Annotated in this window: 18 protein-coding genes; 9 read left to right on the forward strand and 9 right to left on the reverse strand. The window is 72.2% G+C overall.

What is annotated here, in order from left to right:
* Nucleotides 1-685 (reverse strand): DUF2510 domain-containing protein (locus tag ACFV20_RS13015; protein WP_385655661.1); only part of this gene is annotated, 685 nt, incomplete at its 3' end.
* Between the two features lie 245 nt (nucleotides 686-930).
* Here ACFV20_RS13015 and ACFV20_RS13020 point away from each other — a divergent pair.
* Complete coding sequence (locus ACFV20_RS13020; RefSeq protein WP_385655663.1) at nucleotides 931-1,341, forward strand: SsgA family sporulation/cell division regulator; 411 nt, start codon at nucleotides 931-933, stop codon at nucleotides 1,339-1,341.
* 11 nt (nucleotides 1,342-1,352) lie between these two features.
* Here ACFV20_RS13020 and ACFV20_RS13025 read toward each other — a convergent pair whose 3' ends face one another.
* Nucleotides 1,353-2,768 carry an FAD-binding oxidoreductase gene (locus ACFV20_RS13025; protein WP_385655665.1) on the reverse strand — a complete coding sequence of 472 codons (1,416 nt, stop codon included), beginning with the start codon at nucleotides 2,766-2,768 and terminating at the stop codon, nucleotides 1,353-1,355.
* 92 nt (nucleotides 2,769-2,860) lie between these two features.
* Between ACFV20_RS13025 and ACFV20_RS13030 the strand changes: the two genes are divergently transcribed.
* Nucleotides 2,861-4,297, forward strand: coding sequence for a tetratricopeptide repeat protein (locus tag ACFV20_RS13030; protein ID WP_385655667.1), 1,437 nt, complete (start codon nucleotides 2,861-2,863; stop codon nucleotides 4,295-4,297).
* Nucleotides 4,298-4,599: 302 nt separating this feature from the next.
* Here ACFV20_RS13030 and hppD read toward each other — a convergent pair whose 3' ends face one another.
* Complete coding sequence (gene hppD, locus ACFV20_RS13035; RefSeq protein ID WP_385655668.1) at nucleotides 4,600-5,745, reverse strand: 4-hydroxyphenylpyruvate dioxygenase; 1,146 nt, start codon at nucleotides 5,743-5,745, stop codon at nucleotides 4,600-4,602.
* A gap of 123 nt (nucleotides 5,746-5,868) precedes the next feature.
* On the opposite strand from hppD, the gene ACFV20_RS13040 reads away from it, so the two are divergent.
* From ACFV20_RS13040 to ACFV20_RS13070, 7 genes are read left to right on the forward strand one after another with little or no spacing between them, the layout of a single operon-like run.
* Nucleotides 5,869-6,339, forward strand: coding sequence for an Lrp/AsnC family transcriptional regulator (locus ACFV20_RS13040; protein ID WP_385655670.1), 471 nt, complete (start codon nucleotides 5,869-5,871; stop codon nucleotides 6,337-6,339).
* Between the two features lie 19 nt (nucleotides 6,340-6,358).
* Nucleotides 6,359-7,006: an ABC transporter permease gene (locus ACFV20_RS13045; protein WP_234845622.1), complete on the forward strand. Its 648-nt coding sequence runs from the start codon at nucleotides 6,359-6,361 to the stop codon at nucleotides 7,004-7,006.
* Nucleotides 6,999-8,258, forward strand: coding sequence for a betaine/proline/choline family ABC transporter ATP-binding protein (locus ACFV20_RS13050; protein WP_385655672.1), 1,260 nt, complete (start codon nucleotides 6,999-7,001; stop codon nucleotides 8,256-8,258). The genes ACFV20_RS13045 and ACFV20_RS13050 overlap by 8 nt, the downstream gene beginning before the upstream one ends.
* Complete coding sequence (locus ACFV20_RS13055; RefSeq protein WP_385655674.1) at nucleotides 8,255-9,055, forward strand: ABC transporter permease; 801 nt, start codon at nucleotides 8,255-8,257, stop codon at nucleotides 9,053-9,055. Before ACFV20_RS13050 ends, ACFV20_RS13055 begins: the two co-directional genes overlap by 4 nt.
* Nucleotides 9,052-10,017, forward strand: coding sequence for a glycine betaine ABC transporter substrate-binding protein (locus tag ACFV20_RS13060; protein ID WP_385655676.1), 966 nt, complete (start codon nucleotides 9,052-9,054; stop codon nucleotides 10,015-10,017). Before ACFV20_RS13055 ends, ACFV20_RS13060 begins: the two co-directional genes overlap by 4 nt.
* 51 nt (nucleotides 10,018-10,068) lie before the next feature.
* Nucleotides 10,069-10,644: an ArsR/SmtB family transcription factor gene (locus ACFV20_RS13065; RefSeq protein ID WP_385655677.1), complete on the forward strand. Its 576-nt coding sequence runs from the start codon at nucleotides 10,069-10,071 to the stop codon at nucleotides 10,642-10,644.
* Between the two features lie 13 nt (nucleotides 10,645-10,657).
* The gene (locus ACFV20_RS13070) at nucleotides 10,658-10,828 is read left to right on the forward strand and encodes a hypothetical protein (protein ID WP_385655679.1); all 171 of its coding nucleotides are present in this window, start codon (nucleotides 10,658-10,660) and stop codon (nucleotides 10,826-10,828) included.
* On the opposite strand, the gene ACFV20_RS13075 is transcribed toward ACFV20_RS13070, so the two are convergent.
* The 6 genes from ACFV20_RS13075 to ACFV20_RS13100 all read right to left on the reverse strand — a co-directional run bounded on the left by ACFV20_RS13075 (nucleotide 10,825) and on the right by ACFV20_RS13100 (nucleotide 16,885).
* Nucleotides 10,825-11,616 (reverse strand): S16 family serine protease, encoded by a 792-nt coding sequence (locus ACFV20_RS13075; protein WP_385655681.1) that lies wholly within the window; start codon nucleotides 11,614-11,616, stop codon nucleotides 10,825-10,827. The genes ACFV20_RS13070 and ACFV20_RS13075 overlap by 4 nt on opposite strands.
* 121 nt (nucleotides 11,617-11,737) lie before the next feature.
* Nucleotides 11,738-12,379 (reverse strand): IclR family transcriptional regulator, encoded by a 642-nt coding sequence (locus ACFV20_RS13080; RefSeq protein WP_385655682.1) that lies wholly within the window; start codon nucleotides 12,377-12,379, stop codon nucleotides 11,738-11,740.
* A gap of 300 nt (nucleotides 12,380-12,679) precedes the next feature.
* Nucleotides 12,680-14,479, reverse strand: coding sequence for a DEAD/DEAH box helicase (locus ACFV20_RS13085; RefSeq protein ID WP_385655684.1), 1,800 nt, complete (start codon nucleotides 14,477-14,479; stop codon nucleotides 12,680-12,682).
* 137 nt (nucleotides 14,480-14,616) lie between these two features.
* Nucleotides 14,617-15,000 carry a type II toxin-antitoxin system death-on-curing family toxin gene (locus ACFV20_RS13090; protein WP_385655685.1) on the reverse strand — a complete coding sequence of 128 codons (384 nt, stop codon included), beginning with the start codon at nucleotides 14,998-15,000 and terminating at the stop codon, nucleotides 14,617-14,619.
* Nucleotides 14,997-15,197, reverse strand: a complete 201-nt coding sequence (locus tag ACFV20_RS13095; RefSeq protein ID WP_385655686.1) for a hypothetical protein — start codon at nucleotides 15,195-15,197, stop codon at nucleotides 14,997-14,999. The genes ACFV20_RS13090 and ACFV20_RS13095 overlap by 4 nt, the downstream gene beginning before the upstream one ends.
* A 179-nt stretch (nucleotides 15,198-15,376) precedes the next feature.
* Entirely contained in the window at nucleotides 15,377-16,885 is a 1,509-nt protein-coding gene (locus tag ACFV20_RS13100) for an MFS transporter (RefSeq protein WP_385655687.1), read from the reverse strand.
* Nucleotides 16,886-17,027 lie beyond the last annotated feature (142 nt).

Below are 17,027 nucleotides of genomic sequence, written 5' to 3' on the forward strand. Positions count from 1 at the left end.
CGCCCGCGCCCGGTCCCCCGGCCGGTGCCGTACCGCCGGCCGAGCCCGGGCGTGGGGACACCGCGCGGAACGTCATCGTGCCGTCGTCGGGCGTGTCGGCCGGTGCCCCTGCCCCGGCCTTCCCCGTCGGGCGGCGGAACACGAACGTGCTGCCCCCCGCCGCCGCGCTCGCCTCCCGGTCGGCCGGAGCGGCGTCCGCCGTACCGTCGGCGCGTGCTGACTCCCCGTCGGGCCGCCGGTCGGCGTGCGGCAGCCTCGGGTCGGCGCCCTGGGCGCCGTGAGCGCCCTGCGGGGCCGCACCCTGTGCGCCCTGCGGCGCGCCCCACGAGACACGGCGGTCCTGGTCGCCGCCGAAGCCGGACTGCCGGGAACGGTCGGCGCCCCAGGCGGAGGCCGGTTCGGGGCGGCTGCCGTGCTGGGCGTCGGCGGCGGACGGTGACCCGGACGGCTCCTCCACCGGATCCTCGTCGAAGAAGTGCGGCCCGGTCTCCTCGACCGAGGCGGGCTGCGCCGCACCCGCTCCGGGCGGTGGCGCGAGCGACTCGCCCTCGCCGGGCGCCGGACGGCTGGTGCCCGGCACCCAGGAAGCACCGTTCCAGTACCGGACATATCCAGGAATGGAAGGGTCCGGGTAATACCCTTCGCGGGGCCTGTCGTCACCGGGGGCCGGGGTTGGGGCGCTCATGTCCGTCGTCCCGTATCTGCTCGGGGGCCAAATGGGGGCCTCCACATCTATCAGACGAGCGGGGGCCCCACCGCCGCTCCCACCGGACCCGCCCCTTTCGAGCACCGATGTGCTACGCACCGCGCCGCCGCGAGGATCAGCAGGGGAAAAAACTTCCGGGAAGGCGCGTAATGCCACGGCCCGGGCCCGCTCTCTCCTCCTGACCGGCCCGCAACAGGCAGCCGTCAGGAGAAGGGAAGACCGCCATGCACACCGTCGTGGAGCGGGAACTGGAGCTGGAGCTCATCCTGTCGCCCGAGCGCAGGGTCCCGGTGCCCGCCCGGCTCGGGTACCTCAGCGACGACCCCTACGCCGTCCATGTCACCTTCCACATCGACACCCGCAACCCGGTGTACTGGACGTTCGCCCGGGACCTCCTGGTGGAAGGCGTGTTCCGGCCCTGCGGGCAGGGGGACGTGCGGGTGTGGCCGACGAAGACGCAGGGGCGCGGCGTGGTGCTGATGGCGCTGAGTTCACCCGACGGGGACGCCCTCCTGGAGGCTCCGGCGGCGGCGGTGTCGGCCTGGCTGGAGCGCACGCTGCGGGTGGTGCCGCCGGGGACGGAGAGCGAGCAGCTCGGGCTGGACGACGAGCTGGCCCAGTTGCTCGCCCAGTGAGCGCGGGGGCCTCAGAAGAGCTTGCCCGGGTTCAGGATGTTCAGCGGGTCGAAGGCCTGCTTGACGGCCCGTTGCATCTCCATGCCCACGGGGCCGATCTCGCGCGCCAGCCACTCCTTCTTCAGGACGCCCACGCCGTGTTCACCGGTGATGGTGCCGCCGAGTTCCAGGCCGAGGGCCATGATCTCGTCGAAGGAGTCGCGGGCGCGCCGGGACTCGTCGGGGTCCGCCGGGTCGAAGCAGACCGTCGGGTGGGTGTTGCCGTCGCCCGCGTGGGCGACGACGCCGATGGTGAGCCGGTACTTCTCGGCGATCCGGTCGACCCCTTCGAGCATGTCGCCGAGCCGGGAGCGCGGCACGCACACATCGTCGATCATCGTCACGCCCTTGACCGCCTCCAGCGCGGTGAGCGACAACCGCCGCGCCTGGAGCAGCAGTTCGGACTCGGCCACGTCGTCGGCGGGCACGACCTGGGTGGCGCCGGCCGCTTCGCACAGGGCGCCGACGGCGGCGAGGTCGGCGGCCGGGGCGGTGGTGTCGAACGCGGCCAGCAGCAGGGCCTCGGTGCTCTCGGGGAGGCCCATCTGCGCCATCGCGTTGACGGCCTTGACCGTCGTACGGTCCATGAGTTCGAGGAGTGACGGGACGTGGCCGCCCTCCATGATGCGGCAGACGGCGTCGCAGGCCGCGGCGGCGGAGGCGAACTCGGCGGCCAGCACCAGCTGCTCGGGCGGCTTGGGGCGCAGCGCGAGGACGGCCCGTACGACGATGCCGAGCGAGCCCTCGGAGCCGACGAACAGCCGGGTCAGGTCGTAGCCGGCGACACCCTTGGCGGTGCGGCGGCCGGTGGACATGAGCCGCCCGTCGGCGAGCACCACGTCCAGTCCGAGGACGTACTCGGCGGTGACGCCGTACTTCACGCAGCACAGGCCGCCGGAGGCCGTGCCGATGTTGCCGCCGATGGTGCACATCTCCCAGCTGGAGGGATCCGGAGGGTAGTACAGGCCGTGCTCGCCGACGGCCCGGGACAGAGCGGCGTTGATCACGCCCGGTTCGACGACGGCGACGCGGTCGACCGGGTTGATCTCCAGGATCCGGTCCATCTTCGTCAGGGAGAGCACGATGCAGCCGTCGGAGGCGTTGGCGGCGCCGGACAGTCCGGTGCGGGCGCCCTGCGGGACGACGGGGACGCGCAGGGCGGTGGCGGTGCGCATCACGTGCTGGACCTGTTCGGCCGTGCGGGGCAGCACGACGACGGCCGGGGTGCCGGCCGGGCAGAAGCTCGCCATGTCGTTGGCGTAGGAGGCCGTGACGTCCGGGTCGGTGAGGACCGCTTCGGCGGGCAGGCCGCCGAGCAGCAGGTTCACGAGTTCCCCGGTCGCCGTGGTGTCCTCGGAGCGGGGCGCTTCGATACGGCTCATGATCACAGGTTCGCACCCGGGGCCATCGGTGTGAACCCCGTCGGCGGCACCCTTCGGCTGCCCGGGTGGGGTCGGCGTGCTGACGCACAGTGAGCGCCATGGAGAACCAGCTGGAGGGCCCGGTGGGGCCGGAGAGCGGCCGGACGCGCCGTGTGCGCTCGCGGCCGGTGCTGATCGCCGCTGTCGTGGGGTGTGCCGTGCTGGGCGGGGTGCTGGTGCTGGTGCCGTGGGAGCGGCCGGCCGGGCCCGCCGCGCCGTCTCCGGGGGCGCCGGCCGGGGCGGCGCTCGACAGCGGGGTGCCGGCCGCGCTGCCGGACCTGGCGGAGCTGATCGACGAGCGGGCGCGGGCCGTGCGCGAGCGTCCGGGGGACGCGGCGTCCTGGGCGGTGCTCGGGACGGCCTATACGGAGCGGGGGCGGCGCCTCGCGGACCCGGCGTACTACCCGCGGGCCGAGAAGGCGCTGCGGACGTCGCTGAAGGTGCGGCCGCGGCGCAACACCCGGGCCCTGGCGGGTCTCGCCGCGCTGTCGCTCGCCCGCCGGGACTTTCCCGCCGCGCGCCGGTGGGGTGAGGCGGCGCTGGAGCTGGAGCCGCGGCGGTGGACGACGTATCCGCTGCTCATCGAGGCGTACACCGGGCTCGGTGACCAGAAGGCGGCCAAGCGGGCGCTGGACCGGCTGACCCGGTTACGCTCGGGTCCGGCCGTGCTGGCGCGGGCGGCGGCCGTCTACCGGGACCGGGGCTGGCGGGAGGACGCGGCGGCCTCGCTGACGGACGCGGTGGCGGGTGCGCGGGCTCCCGCCGAGCGGGCCGCCTATCTGGAGCAGGCGGGTCGGCTGGCGTTCGAACGGGGGGAACCCGGCATCGCGCTGCGGCACTTCCGGGAGGCGGTCCGTCTCGACGCCGACCAGTCGGCCGCGCGGGCCGGGCAGGGGCGTGCCCTGGCCGCCCTCGGCCGGCCGGAGCAGGCCCTGGGCGTCTACCGGGCGGCCCTCGCCCGGCAGCCGTGTCCGCGGTACGCCCTGGAGCTGGGCGAGTTGTACGAGTCGCTGGGCCGGCCGGACGCGGCCCGGGCGCGGTACGGCCTGCTGCGCGAGCGGGTGCGGGTCGCTGCCGCGGGCGGGGCCGACGAGGAGCTGCTGCTGGGGCGGTTCGAGGCCGACCACGGTGATCCGGGGGCGGCGGTACGGCGGTTGCGGGCGGAGTGGGGGCGCCGGCCCACGACGGAGGTCGCCGACGCGCTGGGGTGGGCGCTGCACCGGGCCGGGCGGTCCCGTCAGGCACTGCGGTTCGCGCTGGTGGCGACGGATCCCGTGCGCGGGGGCGGGATGCAGGACGCGGTGGCGATGTACCACCGGGGCATGATCGAGCGGGAGCTGGGGCGCGACGGCGCGGCCCGCCGCCACCTCACGGAGGCCCTGCGGATCAACCCGCACTTCTCCCCGCTGGGGGCGCCCGCGGCCCGGGCGGCACTGGAGGCACTGGGCGAACCGCCGGACGAAGGGGTGCCGGAGATGGACGGCGCAGCGGGATAGCCGGTCCCGGCCGGCACACCGCCGGGACCGCCCTCGCACCCCGCCGCAGCCGGGCCGCCCGCGCCCGCGGGTGCGGGTCGCCCGGCACGGCGAAGGCGCGGCACGACACGGGTGCGGGTCGCGGCACGGCGCGAGGGCGAGTCGCGGCACGGCGCGAGGGCGAGTCGCGGCACGGCGCGAGGGCGAGTCGCGGCACGGCGCGAGGGCGAGTCGCGGCACGGCGCGAGGGCGAGTCGCGGCACGGCGCGAGGGCGGGTCGTGCGGGTGCCCCGTGACACCCGCACGGCCCGGGGGCGCGGCGGCTACAGGTTGCCGCGGCGGTCCTGCTCGCGCTCGATCGCCTCGAACAGGGCCTTGAAGTTGCCCTTGCCGAAGCCCATCGAGCCGTGGCGTTCGATGATCTCGAAGAAGACGGTCGGACGGTCCTGGACCGGCTTGGTGAAGATCTGCAGCAGGTAGCCGTCCTCGTCGCGGTCGGCGAGGATCTTCAGTTCGCGCAGGGTGTCGATCGGCACGCGCGTCTCGCCGACCCACTCCCCCAGCGTGTCGTAGTAGGAGTCGGGCGTGTTGAGGAACTCGACACCGGCCGCGCGCATGGTGCGGACCGTCTGCACGATGTCGTTCGTGTTGAGCGCGATGTGCTGCACGCCCGCGCCGCCGTAGAACTCCAGGTACTCGTCGATCTGGGACTTCTTCTTGGCGACGGCCGGCTCGTTGATCGGGAACTTGACCTTGAGCGTGCCGTCGGCGACGACCTTCGACATCAGGGCGCTGTACTCGGTGGCGATGTCGTCGCCCACGAACTCCTTCATGTTCGTGAAGCCCATCACCTTGTTGTAGAAGCCGACCCATTCGTTCATACGGCCGAGTTCGACGTTGCCGACGCAGTGGTCGATCGCCTGGAAGGTGCGCTGCGCGGGCGGCTCCACGATCGGCGCGGCGGCGACGTAGCCGGGCAGGTAGGGGCCGTCGTAGCCGGAGCGCTCGACCAGGGTGTGGCGGGTCTCGCCGTAGGTGGCGATGGCGGCCAGGACGACCGTGCCGTGCTCGTCCTTCAGCTCGTACGGCTCGGCGACCGAGCGCGCGCCGTGCTCCAGGGCGTAGGCGTACGCGGCGCGCGCGTCCGGGACCTCGATGGCGAGGTCGACCACACCGTCGCCGTGCTCGGCCACGTGCCGCGCGAGGAAGTGGCCCCAGTCGGTGGTGGGCTTGATGACCGAGGTGAGGACGAAGCGGGCGGAGCCGTTCTCCAGGACGTACGCGGCGGTCTCGCGGCTGCCGTTCTCCGGTCCGGAGTAGGCGACCAGCTTCATGCCGAAGGCGGTGGAGTAGTAGTGCGCGGCCTGCTTGGCGTTGCCCACGGCGAAGACGACCGCGTCCATTCCCTTGACCGGGAAGGGGTCGGCCTGCCGGGCGGTGTCGGGAGTGTGGTCTGTGGTCTGCGTCATAGCCGCAGGGTCTCCCTGCCCGGCAAGGTGCGCAATAGTTTGTGTTCCCGCTGGGCAATCTGTTCAGCGATACGGCCGTATCCGCAGTCTTTCTGTACAGGATGACCATGCCGGGAGGCAGCTGTGGCGATCGATCGTCTGGACGGCCGGATCATTCTGCTGCTGGCCCGGGAGCCGCGGATCGGGGTGCTGGAGATGTCCCGGCGGCTGGGGGTGGCCCGGGGCACCGCGCAGGCGCGGCTGGACCGGCTTCAGTCGAACGGAGTCATCCGCGGATTCGGTCCGCAGGTGGATCCGGCGGCGCTCGGCTACCCGGTCACGGCGTTCGCCACGCTGCAGATCCGGCAGGGGCAAGGGCCCGACGTACGCGCCCACTTGGCGACCGTGCCGGAGGTGCTGGAGCTGCACACGACCACCGGCACCGGGGACATGCTGTGCCGTCTCGTGGCCCGCTCCAACGCCGATCTCCAGCGTGTGATCGACCGGGTCGTCGGTTTTGATGGCATCGTCCGGGCCTCCACGGCGATCGTCATGGAGAACCCCGTTCCGCTGCGGATCATCCCGCTCGTGGAGCAGGCCGCGGAGGAGACCTGACGTGTAGGGGTGAGCGCGTGTGAACTTCTGGGAGTACCTGGTCAACCGGCACCAGCAGCTGCTCACGGACGCCTATCAGCACGCGAGCGTGGTCTTCCAGTGCATGGTCGTGGCGACCGCGCTCGGGGTGCTGATCGGTGTGGTCACCTACCGCAGCGAGTGGGCCGGGAACCTCGCGACCACGACCACCGCCACCATCCTGACCGTGCCGGCGCTCGCCCTGATCGGTCTGCTCATCCCCCTCGTGGGCCTCGGCGTGCCGCCCACGGTGATCGCGCTGACGCTGTACGGGCTGCTGCCGGTGGTGCGCAACGCCATCGTCGGGCTGCGCGGCGTCGATCCCGCCCTGGTGGACGCGGCCACGGGCATCGGGATGTCCCGGCCGGCCCGGCTGCTGCGGATCGAGCTGCCGCTGGCCTGGCCGCCCATCCTGACCGGGATCCGCGTCTCCACCCAGATGCTGATGGGCATCGCGGCCATCGCGGCGTACGCCTCCGGCCCGGGGCTGGGCAACGTCATCTTCCGCGGCCTGGCGTCGCTGGGCAGCGCCAACGCGCTCAACCAGGTCCTCGCGGGCACGCTCGGCATCATCATCCTGGCGCTGCTGTTCGACGCCGCGTACGTCCTGATCGGACGGCTGACCATTCCCAGGGGGATCCGTGCCTGAGACCGGTGACCACGGCGCCTCGATCGAGCTGGAGAGCCTGACCAAGCGCTACCCCGGGAGTCCGCAGCCGGCCGTGGACAACGTGAGCATGGAGATCAAGGCGGGCGAGGTCGTCGTCCTCGTCGGCCCCTCGGGCTGCGGGAAGTCGACCACGCTCAAGATGATCAACCGCCTGATCGAGCCGACCAGCGGCCGCATCCGTATCGGCGGCGAGGACGTCACGCACATGGACCCGGTCAAGCTGCGCCGCAAGGTGGGGTACGCCATCCAGTCCGCCGGGCTCTTCCCGCACATGACGGTCGCGCAGAACATCGGGATCGTCCCGAAGATGATCGGCTGGCCGAAGGCACGGATCAAAGAGCGGACCGAGGAGCTGCTCGACCTCGTGGGCCTGGACCCCGGGGAGTTCCACGGCCGCTACCCGCGTCAGCTGTCCGGCGGGCAGCAGCAGCGCGTGGGGGTGGCCCGGGCCCTGGCCGCCGATCCCCCGGTGCTGCTGATGGACGAGCCGTTCGGGGCGGTGGATCCCGTGACCCGGGACCACCTCCAGGACGAGCTGATCCGGTTGCAGTACGAGCTGCACAAGACGATCGTGTTCGTCACCCACGACTTCGACGAGGCGATCAAGATCGGCGACCGGATCGCCGTGCTGCGCGAACGGTCGCACATCGCGCAGTTCGACACCCCCGAGGCGATCCTCACCAACCCGGCGGACGACTTCGTGTCCGGGTTCGTGGGCGCCGGTGCTGCGCTGAAGCGGCTGAACCTGACCCGCGTACGGGACGTGGAGATCACCGACTGGCCGACCGTGACGGTCGACGACCCGCTGCAGCAGATCTTCAACCTGCTGCGGACCAGCGCGCGCGACGAGATTTTGCTGCTCGACCGGCGCCGCCGCCCCTACAAGTGGCTGCGGCGCGGCGAACTGATGCGGGCCCGGGGCTCATTGGCCCGCGCCGGGACCCTGGTGCAGGCCACGGTCAGCATGGACGCCACCCTGCGGGACGCGCTGGAGGCGGTGCTCACCGACAACGCGGGGCGGGTGGTGGTGACCGGGCGGCGCGGCGAGTACACGGGCGTCGTCGACATGGAGACGCTCATCAACTCCGTGCACGAGTTGCTGGAGGCCGACCGGCTCGACGCGATGGAGCACCAGCACGAGCTGGAGTCGCTGCGGGCCTCGCAGACGCACGCGGAGCAGGAGGGGGCCTCGGGCCCGGCGGGCGTGAACGGCGCGGGAGGAGAACGGTGACGGCCACGGAGGTCGAGGAGACCTCCGAGCCCGCTGAGGAGGAGCCCGCACGGGCGCGCCCACCCGCCCGTCTCACCTGGCAGAAGCTGACGTTCCTGCCGGTGGCGCTGATCGTCGTACTGCTCGTCACCTGGCTCTGGTTCGCGCAGGCCGACCTGGACGCGCTCACCCGCAACGCCCTGTCGGGCGGCCAGGTCACCAAGGCGCTGTGGCAGCACATCCAGTTGACCGCGATCTCCACGTTCTTCGTGCTGATCATCGCGATCCCGCTGGGCATCCTGCTGACCCGCGGGGTGATGAGCCGGGCCACGCCGGTGGCGATGGCGCTGGCCAACACCGGCCAGGCGACCCCGGCGATCGGTCTGCTCGCCCTCCTGGTGATCTGGCTGGGCATCGGCCGCAGGGCCGCCCTGATCGGCATGATCATCTACGCGATCCTGCCGGTGCTCTCCAACACGATCACGGGCCTGAAGGCGAACGACCCGACCCTGCTGGAGGCCGCCCGCGGCATCGGCATGTCTCCGTCGGGTGTGCTGAGAAGGGTGGAACTCCCGCTCGCGGTCCCCCTGATCCTCGCGGGCGTGCGCACGGCCCTCGTCCTCAACGTCGGTACGGCGACCCTGGCGGTCTTCGGCGGGGGCGGCGGCCTCGGTGTGCTGATCACGACCGGGATCACCAACCAGCGGATGCCGGTGCTGGTGCTGGGGTCGGTCCTCACGGTGGTGCTGGCGCTGCTGGTGGACTGGCTGGCGTCGATCGTCGAACTGCTGCTGCGGCCGCGGGGGTTGCAGCCATGAGGGGGCGTACGTCCCTGGCGGCCGCGGGCCTGCTGCTGGCAGCGGCCGGCTGTGGTCTGACCAGCGGCTCTCCCCTGACGGACGATGTGAAGCCGGGGTCGATCGGCCGGGGCGAGCCGTTGAAGGGGGCGCATCTGACGGTGACGTCGAAGTCGTTCACCGAGCAGCTGATCCTCGGCTCGATCATGGGCATCGCGTTCGAGGCGGCCGGCGCGGACGTGATCGACCGGACCGGTATCCAGGGGTCCATCGGCAGCCGCGAGGCGGTCCGCAAGGGCGACGCGGACGCCGGGTACGAGTACACGGGCACGGCCTGGATCACCTACCTCGGGCACAGCAAGCCGATCACCGACCCGCAGGAGCAGTGGGAGGCGGTGAAGAAGGAGGACGCGGGCAACGGGCTGGTCTGGCTGCCGCCGTCGAAGCTCGACAACACGTACGCGCTGGCGATGAACCAGCAGAACGCGAAGAAGTACGGCACGAAGACCATGTCGGACGTGGCGAAGCTGGCGAAGTCCGACCCGGGGGCCGTGAAGCTGTGCGTGGAGGTCGAGTTCGCGAACCGGGCGGACGGGCTGCCGGGCATGCAGAAGGCCTACGGCATGAACGTGCCGGCGCGGAACATCACGCAGATGGACACCGGGATCATCTACACGCAGACCGCGAAGGGCAACTGCACGTACGGGGAGGTGTTCACCACCGACGGGCGCATCAAGTCGATGCACCTGGTGGTGATGGACGACGACAAGAAGTTCTTCCCCAACTACAACGCCGCGCCGATGATCAACGCCAAGTCCCTGAAGGAGTGGCCCGCGATCGCCGAGGTCCTGAACCCGGTGACGGCGAAGCTGGACAACTCCGTGGCGCAGACGCTGAACGCGAAGGTGGATGTGGACGGGGAGGACCCGCATCAGGTGGCGCTGGACTGGATGGTGGAGGAGGGGTTCGTCAAGGAGGGGTGAGTTACAAAGAGACCGTTGCAAAGAGAGCTTTGCAAGGCTACCTTTGCATGTATGCCCGACGAACCGGCTCCCCGTCTGCTCGACGCCCGCTCCCTGCGCGGGCTGGCCCATCCCCTGCGGATGCAGATTCTGGTCGCACTGCGCCGCGGCGGGCCCGCAACCGCGTCCCGGCTGGCCGAGAAACTCGGCGAGTCCAGCGGCGCGACCAGCTACCACCTACGGCAACTCGCCGCGCACGGTTTCGTCACCGACGCCCCTGAGCTGGGCAAGGGACGAGAGCGCTGGTGGAAGGCGGTGGACCGGGGCGTCCAGATCGACGAGACCCTGATCCAGGACCCGGATCCGGCCGTGCGGGGAGCCGTCGCCCTGTTCCGGTACGAGATCGCCAACGTGCACACCCAGGAGATCTCGACGTGGCTCGGCAACACGAGTGAGTGGGGCGAGGAATGGGACGGCGCCACTGACCTCAGCGACTTCACGCTGCGGCTCACTCCGGAACTCGCCCGTGAGCTGGTCGGCAAGATGCACGACCTCGTCCAGAGCTACCGCCCCCTGCCCGAGGACACTCCGGGTGCCGAGACGGTACGCGTCCACACGCACGTCTTTCCCAGCCAGACGACGCAGTGAAAGGCCATGACCCATGCACCCGGACATCCACCTCACCCTGCACCACGCCCGCGCCGCCGAGCTCCGTGCCGAGACCGAACCCCGTCCGGCGCACCGCCCCGCACTCCGTACACGGCTGGGCTGGACCCTGATCGAGGTCGGGCTGAAGCTCGCCACCGGGCCGGGGCCGGTCGCCGCCCACTAGCAGCTGGGGACGGAGCCCTTCCCCGTCTCCAGGGCCACCAGTGAACTCACCGTGCTCTTCAGGGTGGTCACCGGAATCAGCCGCAGCCCCTTCGGGAGCTCGGCGCGGGCGTCCCCGCACTCCGCCTTGGGGACCAGGAACACCGTCGCCCCGTCCCGCTTCGCGGCCTGCGTCTTGAGGGCGACGCCCCCGACCGCACCGACCCGCCCGGCCGCGTCGATCGTGCCCGTACCGGCGATCACCCGGCCGCCGGTCAGATCCCCGCCCGTGCCGTCGCCGTCGAGCTTGTCGACGATGCCGAGGGAGAAGAGCAGCCCGGCACTGGGCCCGCCCACGTCCGCGAGCTTCAGGCTGACCTCGACGTCCTTGTCGTCGAGGCCGAGGTAGCCCAGCGCGGCCTGCGTCGCCGCGTCCTGGGACTCCTTCATCTGCTGCTCGTTGTGCCGCTCGATCTCCTTGACGCTGTCCCCGCTCGGGTAGACGGAGTCGCGCGGCATGACCGCCTGGTCGGTGCGGAACCAGCTGTCGATGACGTCGGGGAGCGAGACCCGGGTGTCCGGGGAGGTCGCCTCGATGGTGGTCATCCGCAGCTCACCCGTGGTGTCCCGGACCGGCGCACCGGAGATGGTGATCACCTCCGTGCCCTTGTTCTCGCCGAGCACGTTCGCCGTCAGGCCCGGCTGCGCCACCGAGAACGGCAGCGGTGCGAACACCGCCGTCGCGAACAGGGCCACGACGGGCAGGGCGCAGACGGCGATGGCCTGGGGGCGCGTGAGGCGAGAGAACACGGGATCAATCTAACGCGGAGGCGCGGCACCACCGGGACCAGGGCATCAGGGGTGAGGACGGGGAGGCCGCCGGCCGTCGGGGCAGGCTGCCGGGGTGCGAGGACGTCGCGGGGCGCGTGGATCAGCGGAGGGCCTCTGCGACCTCACGGGCCGCGTCCATGACGCGGGGGCCCACCCGTTCCGGTACCGCCTCCGCCAGCATCACCACGCCCACGCTGCCCTCGACGCCCGTCACGCCCAGCAGCGGCGCCGCAGCCCCCCAGGCGCCCGCCTCCAGCTCGCCGTGGGTCAGCATGTAGCCGGGTTCGGCCATCGGGTGCTGCCGGGCCGCGAGTATCGCCTTGCCTGCGGCGCCCCGGTCCAGCGGGTGCCGGAAGCCGGCGCGGTAGGCGACGTGGTAGTCCGTCCAGGTCGGCTCCACGACGGCCACGGCCAGCGCGTCCGCCCCGTCCACCAGGGTCAGGTGCGCCGTCGCGCCGATGTCCTCGGCCAGTGACCGCAGCGCCGGCATCGCGGCCTCCCGCACCAGCGGATGGACCTGACGCCCCAGCCGCAGCACGCCGAGCCCGACCCGGGCACGTCCGCCGAGGTCACGGCGTATGAGGGCGTGCTGTTCCAGCGTGGCGAGCAACCGGTACACGACGGTCCGGTTCACGCCCAGCCGGAGGGAGAGTTCGGTCACGGTCAGCCCGTGGTCCGTGTCGGCGAGCAGCTTGAGGACCCGCAGTCCCCGGTCGAGCGTCTGGGAGGTCTCCGCGGTCACGACGCCCACTCCTTAGTGGTGAGGTCGGCGGCTCCCCGGTCGGCGGATGCGTCACCGAGTCCCGTCGGTCACGCGCTTCAGAGGCCGCCGATCGGTCGGCGGCCCGGCCTGTCCGGACCGCGTCGCTTCACGGCTGCGCTCCGCGGCGGCGCTGCCACGGGGCGTGTGCGTAGCCGGACAGTAGCGAAGCAGGTTCGCTGAGCGGAAGTCTCCGTCCAGAATCCGGGCACGGGACAGGGCGTACTGCTGGAATTGCGGCGGTATGCACGCCCCCCAGGTTGTTTGCTCCGTCCCGCCCCGTCACTTCATGCGCGTGGCCCACTCCTGGACCTTGGTGATCCGCTGCCGCAACTGCCCGGCCGTCGCCTCGGCCGCCGGAGGCCCCCCGCACACGCGCCGCAGCTCGGTGTGGATGACCCCGTGCGGCTTGCCGCTCTGGTGCACGTACGCGCCGACCATGGTGTTGAGCTGCCGTCGCAGCTCCATCATCTCCTTGTGGGAGACCACGGGCCGCCGTTCCGCCGGCACCTCCAGCAGGTCGGCCTCCGCGTCCGGCTTCTTCCGGCTGTGCGCGATCTGCTTGGCCTGCCGCTTCTGCAGCAGCAGCTGCACCTGGTCGGGCTCCAGCAGCCCCGGGATGCCGAGGTAGTCCTGCTCCTCCTCGGAGCCGGGATGGGCCTGCATGCCGAACTCGGCGCCGTTGTACATGACCCGGTCGAAGACGGCGTCGGACTCCAGCGCCTCGAAGGGCAGCATGTCCTGCTCACCGGTGTCCTCGTCCTGCTCCCGGTTCGCCTCGTCCATCTCCTTCTCGGACTCGGCGTACGGGTCCTCCTCGCCCTCCTTCTTGGGCTTGTCGAGGACGTGGTCGCGCTCGCGCTCCATCTCGTTGGCGAAGCCCAGCAGGTCGGGCACGGTCGGCAGGAACACGGACGCGGTCTCGCCGCGCCGCCGGGACCGCACGAAACGCCCGACGGCCTGGGCGAAGAACAGGGGCGTCGAGATGGTGGTGGCGTACACGCCGACGGCCAGCCGCGGCACGTCGACGCCCTCGGACACCATCCGCACCGCGACCATCCAGCGGTCGTCGTTCGCGCTGAACTCGTCGATCCGCTCGGAGGCGCCGGAGTCGTCCGACAGCACGAGGGTGGCCTTGCTGCCGGTGATGTCCCGGATCAGCTTGGCGTAGGCGCGCGCCGAGTCCTGGTCGGAGGCGATGACGAGGGCGCCCGCGTCCGGGATGGCCTTCCGCACTTCCGTCAGCCGCTGGTCGGCGGCGCGCAGCACGGACGGCATCCACTCACCGCGCGGATCCAGCGCGGTCCGCCAGGCCTGGCTGATGGCGTCCTTGGTCATGGGCTCGCCGAGCCGGGCGGCGATCTCGTCACCGGCCTTGGTGCGCCAGCGCATGTTGCCGCTGTAGGAGAGGAAGATGACCGGCCGGACGACGTTGTCGGCGAGGGCGTTGCCGTAGCCGTAGGTGTAGTCGGCCGCCGACCGCCGGATGCCGTCGTTGCCCTCCTCGTACGTCACGAAGGGGATGGGGTTGGTGTCGGACCGGAACGGCGTACCGGTCAGGGCGAGCCGCCGCGTGGCCGGCTCGAACGCCTCCAGGCAGGCCTCGCCCCAGGACTTGCTGTCACCGGCGTGGTGGATCTCGTCGAGGATGACGAGCGTCTTGCGCTGCTCGACCCGGTTCCGGTGCAGCATGGGCCGCACGCCGACACCGGCGTACGTCACGGCGACGCCGTGGTACTCCCGGCCGAGCGGGCCGGCGCTGTACTCCGGGTCGAGCTTGATCCCTATGCGGGCCGCGGCCTCCGCCCACTGCTTCTTCAGGTGCTCGGTCGGGGCGACCACGGTCACCTGCTGGACGACGTGGTGGTGCAGCAGCCAGGAGGCCAGCGTCAGCGCGAAGGTCGTCTTGCCGGCGCCGGGGGTGGCGACCGCGAGGAAGTCCCGCGGCTGCTCCTGGATGTACTTGTCCATCGCTCCCTGCTGCCAGGCGCGCAGCTTGCTGGCGGTGCCCCAGGGGGCACGGCCGGGGAACGCCGGGGACAGGTGGTGCGAGGCAGAGCTGGTGCCGGCGGTGGTAGTCACGGTCTCCGTTGGGGGTCGGGCGGCTCGTTCGAGGGAGCCTGACGGCTCGGCTACGTATGACAACCGGGCCACCCTACCGGCGCCCCGGGCCCGTCAACGCGCGGACCGGGCCGGGGCACCCGGGGGTGGGACCGACGTCACAGCTCCCTCAGCCGCCCCGCGATCCTGCCGACGTCCGCCTCCGCCCCGGACGCCACGTCGACGACCAGCGTGTACGCCACATCCTGGTCCACTCCGGCCAGGTCGACGCCGTTGAGGGCGAGGAAGGTGGCGGTGGCCAGCCAGGCGGTGCGCTTGTTGCCGTCCACGAGGGGGTGGTTGGCGGCGATGGCGTGCAGCAGGGCGGCGGCCTGCTCGTACAGGTCGTCGTAGGCGGCCGTCCCGAACATCCGGGCACGCGGGCGGTGCACGGCGGAGGCGAGCAGCCCCGGAGCACGCGCCTCGGGCGGCCGCCCGCCGAAGGCGGTCTCGGCGATGGCGGTGACCTCGCCGACGGTCAGGTACCAGGTGTCCCTGGTCATTCGCCGAGCCTCCGCAACAGGTCGGCGTGGTGCCGCGCGAGCCCGTCCGCGACGGCCCGCACGCGTCCGGTCTCCTGCCGCAGGTGTCCGCGCACGGCATCCAGCACCACGTCCTCGGGCGCGCACCCACGCGCGTCGGCGAGGTCGTCGAGGGCGGTGCGCAGGGCGGGGTCGAGGGGCAGAAGGATCTCGGACATGGGCAGAGGCTACGACCGGCCGGAGACGACGGGCGACCGGTTTACGGTCGTCGCTCGCGCGGGCGGGCATCGGCGGACCGCCGTTCTCACGGCCGACGCAGCCGCCGCCGGGGACGGTGGGCGGCGACCGTGCTCACGGGTTGTCGCAGCCGCCGCCGGGGACGGTGGGCGGGACCGCTTCACGCCCGTCGCTCGCGCAGCCGCGTGGAGACCCAGGCTCCGGCCAGCGCCACCGCCGCCATCGGCAGGAACACCGCGGTGAAGGCGGCCGGGTGGGAGCCGGAGGTGTGGGCGGTGGTCGGGTGCGCCACCGTGCCGCCGCCCAGCGCGGCGAAGGCGGCGCCCCCGGCGGACAGGAGGACGACGTTGGAGAGGCCGTCGGAGATCTGGAGGGCGGCGGAGTTGGTGCCGGCCTCCTCGGGAGCGGACAGCTTGAGCAGCAGCACGCTCGTGGAGGAGATCACGAGACCCATGCCGAAACAGCCGAAGGCCCAGGCGACGGCGACGGTCCAGACGGGCACGGAGTCGACGAGGACACTCGGTGCCGTGGCGATGGCCGCGGCGACCAGGAGCATGCCGACGGTCGTCAACCGCGCCCGGTACGGCTCGAGCCGCGACCTCGACTGGACCCAGGACCCCAGCGCCCACGTCCCACCGCCCGCGGCGAGCGAGAACCCGGCCAGGGTCGGACTGAGCCCGCGCTGGGTGACCAGCATCAGCGGCACGAAGGACTCGGCGGCGATGAACGACCCGGCGGCGACGCCGCGCAACAGCACGACGGACGGCAGCCCGCGAGCGGCCCGGTAGGTGCCGCGCGGCAGCAGCCCGAGCACGGCCGGCACGAGCAGGGCGACGCCGAGCGCACCCGGCAGGAGAGAGAAGGGACGCAAGTCCTGCGCGGCGTACTGGAGGAGACCGGCGCCGAGGGAGATGGCCAGGGCGAGCCGGATACGCCGACGGTCGAAGGAGCCGGGCGGGGCCGTCGCGGGGGCGGGCCGGTCGGGACCCGGCGGCGCGGTGGACCCGACGGCGGTGTGCCCCGCCGGTCCGGAGGCCCTGCGCCGAATCTGCGGCAGCGCGAGCGCGAGCGGGAAGACGACGAGTACGGGTATCCCGACGAAGACCCACCGCCACCCGACCTGCTCGGTCACGGTGCCGGCGGCGAGCGGACCGACGATCGACGGAAGCACCCAGCTCGCGGCGAACGCGGCCATGATGGCGGGCCGCAACCGCTCCGGATAGGCGCGCCCGACGACGACGTACAGCGCGACGATCACCAGCCCGCCGCCGAACCCCTGCACGGCCCGGCCCAGGATGAACACCCACATCGACCCGGCGGTCCCGGACAGCAGCAGCCCGGTGCCGAAGGAGGCGATGCCCGTCGTCAACGCCCCGAGGGGCCCGTGCCGGTCGGACCACTGCCCGGCGAGCACCATCCCGAACAGGCTGGTCGTGAAGTACCCGGAGAACGCGAACGCGTACAGCGAGACCCCGTCCAGCTCCCGGGCGGCGACGGGCATCGCCGTCCCCACGGCGGTCGCCTCGAAGGCGATGAGCAGCACGACGGAGACGATCCCGACGCTCAAGGCCCGATAGCCCGGCCCCAGCACACCCTCGTCTCCCCCGGCGGGAGGAGAGGGGACGACAGCGGTCACGACATCGACGTCACGCGGCTCGGAGTCAGGCATGCCCGCCAGCGTAAGGTCCACGCACCCCTTTGACCCCTGTCGGGAGACGGTCCCGCTCTCAGACCTTGGTCGTACGCCCTCCCCGCCCCCACCACCTTTCATGAACGGCGTATGGCAGTCGCGTTGCACCCCACCGGATGCC

The sequence above is a fragment of the Streptomyces sp. NPDC059696 genome (assembly GCF_042733745.1).
Taxonomy (GTDB): domain Bacteria; phylum Actinomycetota; class Actinomycetes; order Streptomycetales; family Streptomycetaceae; genus Streptomyces.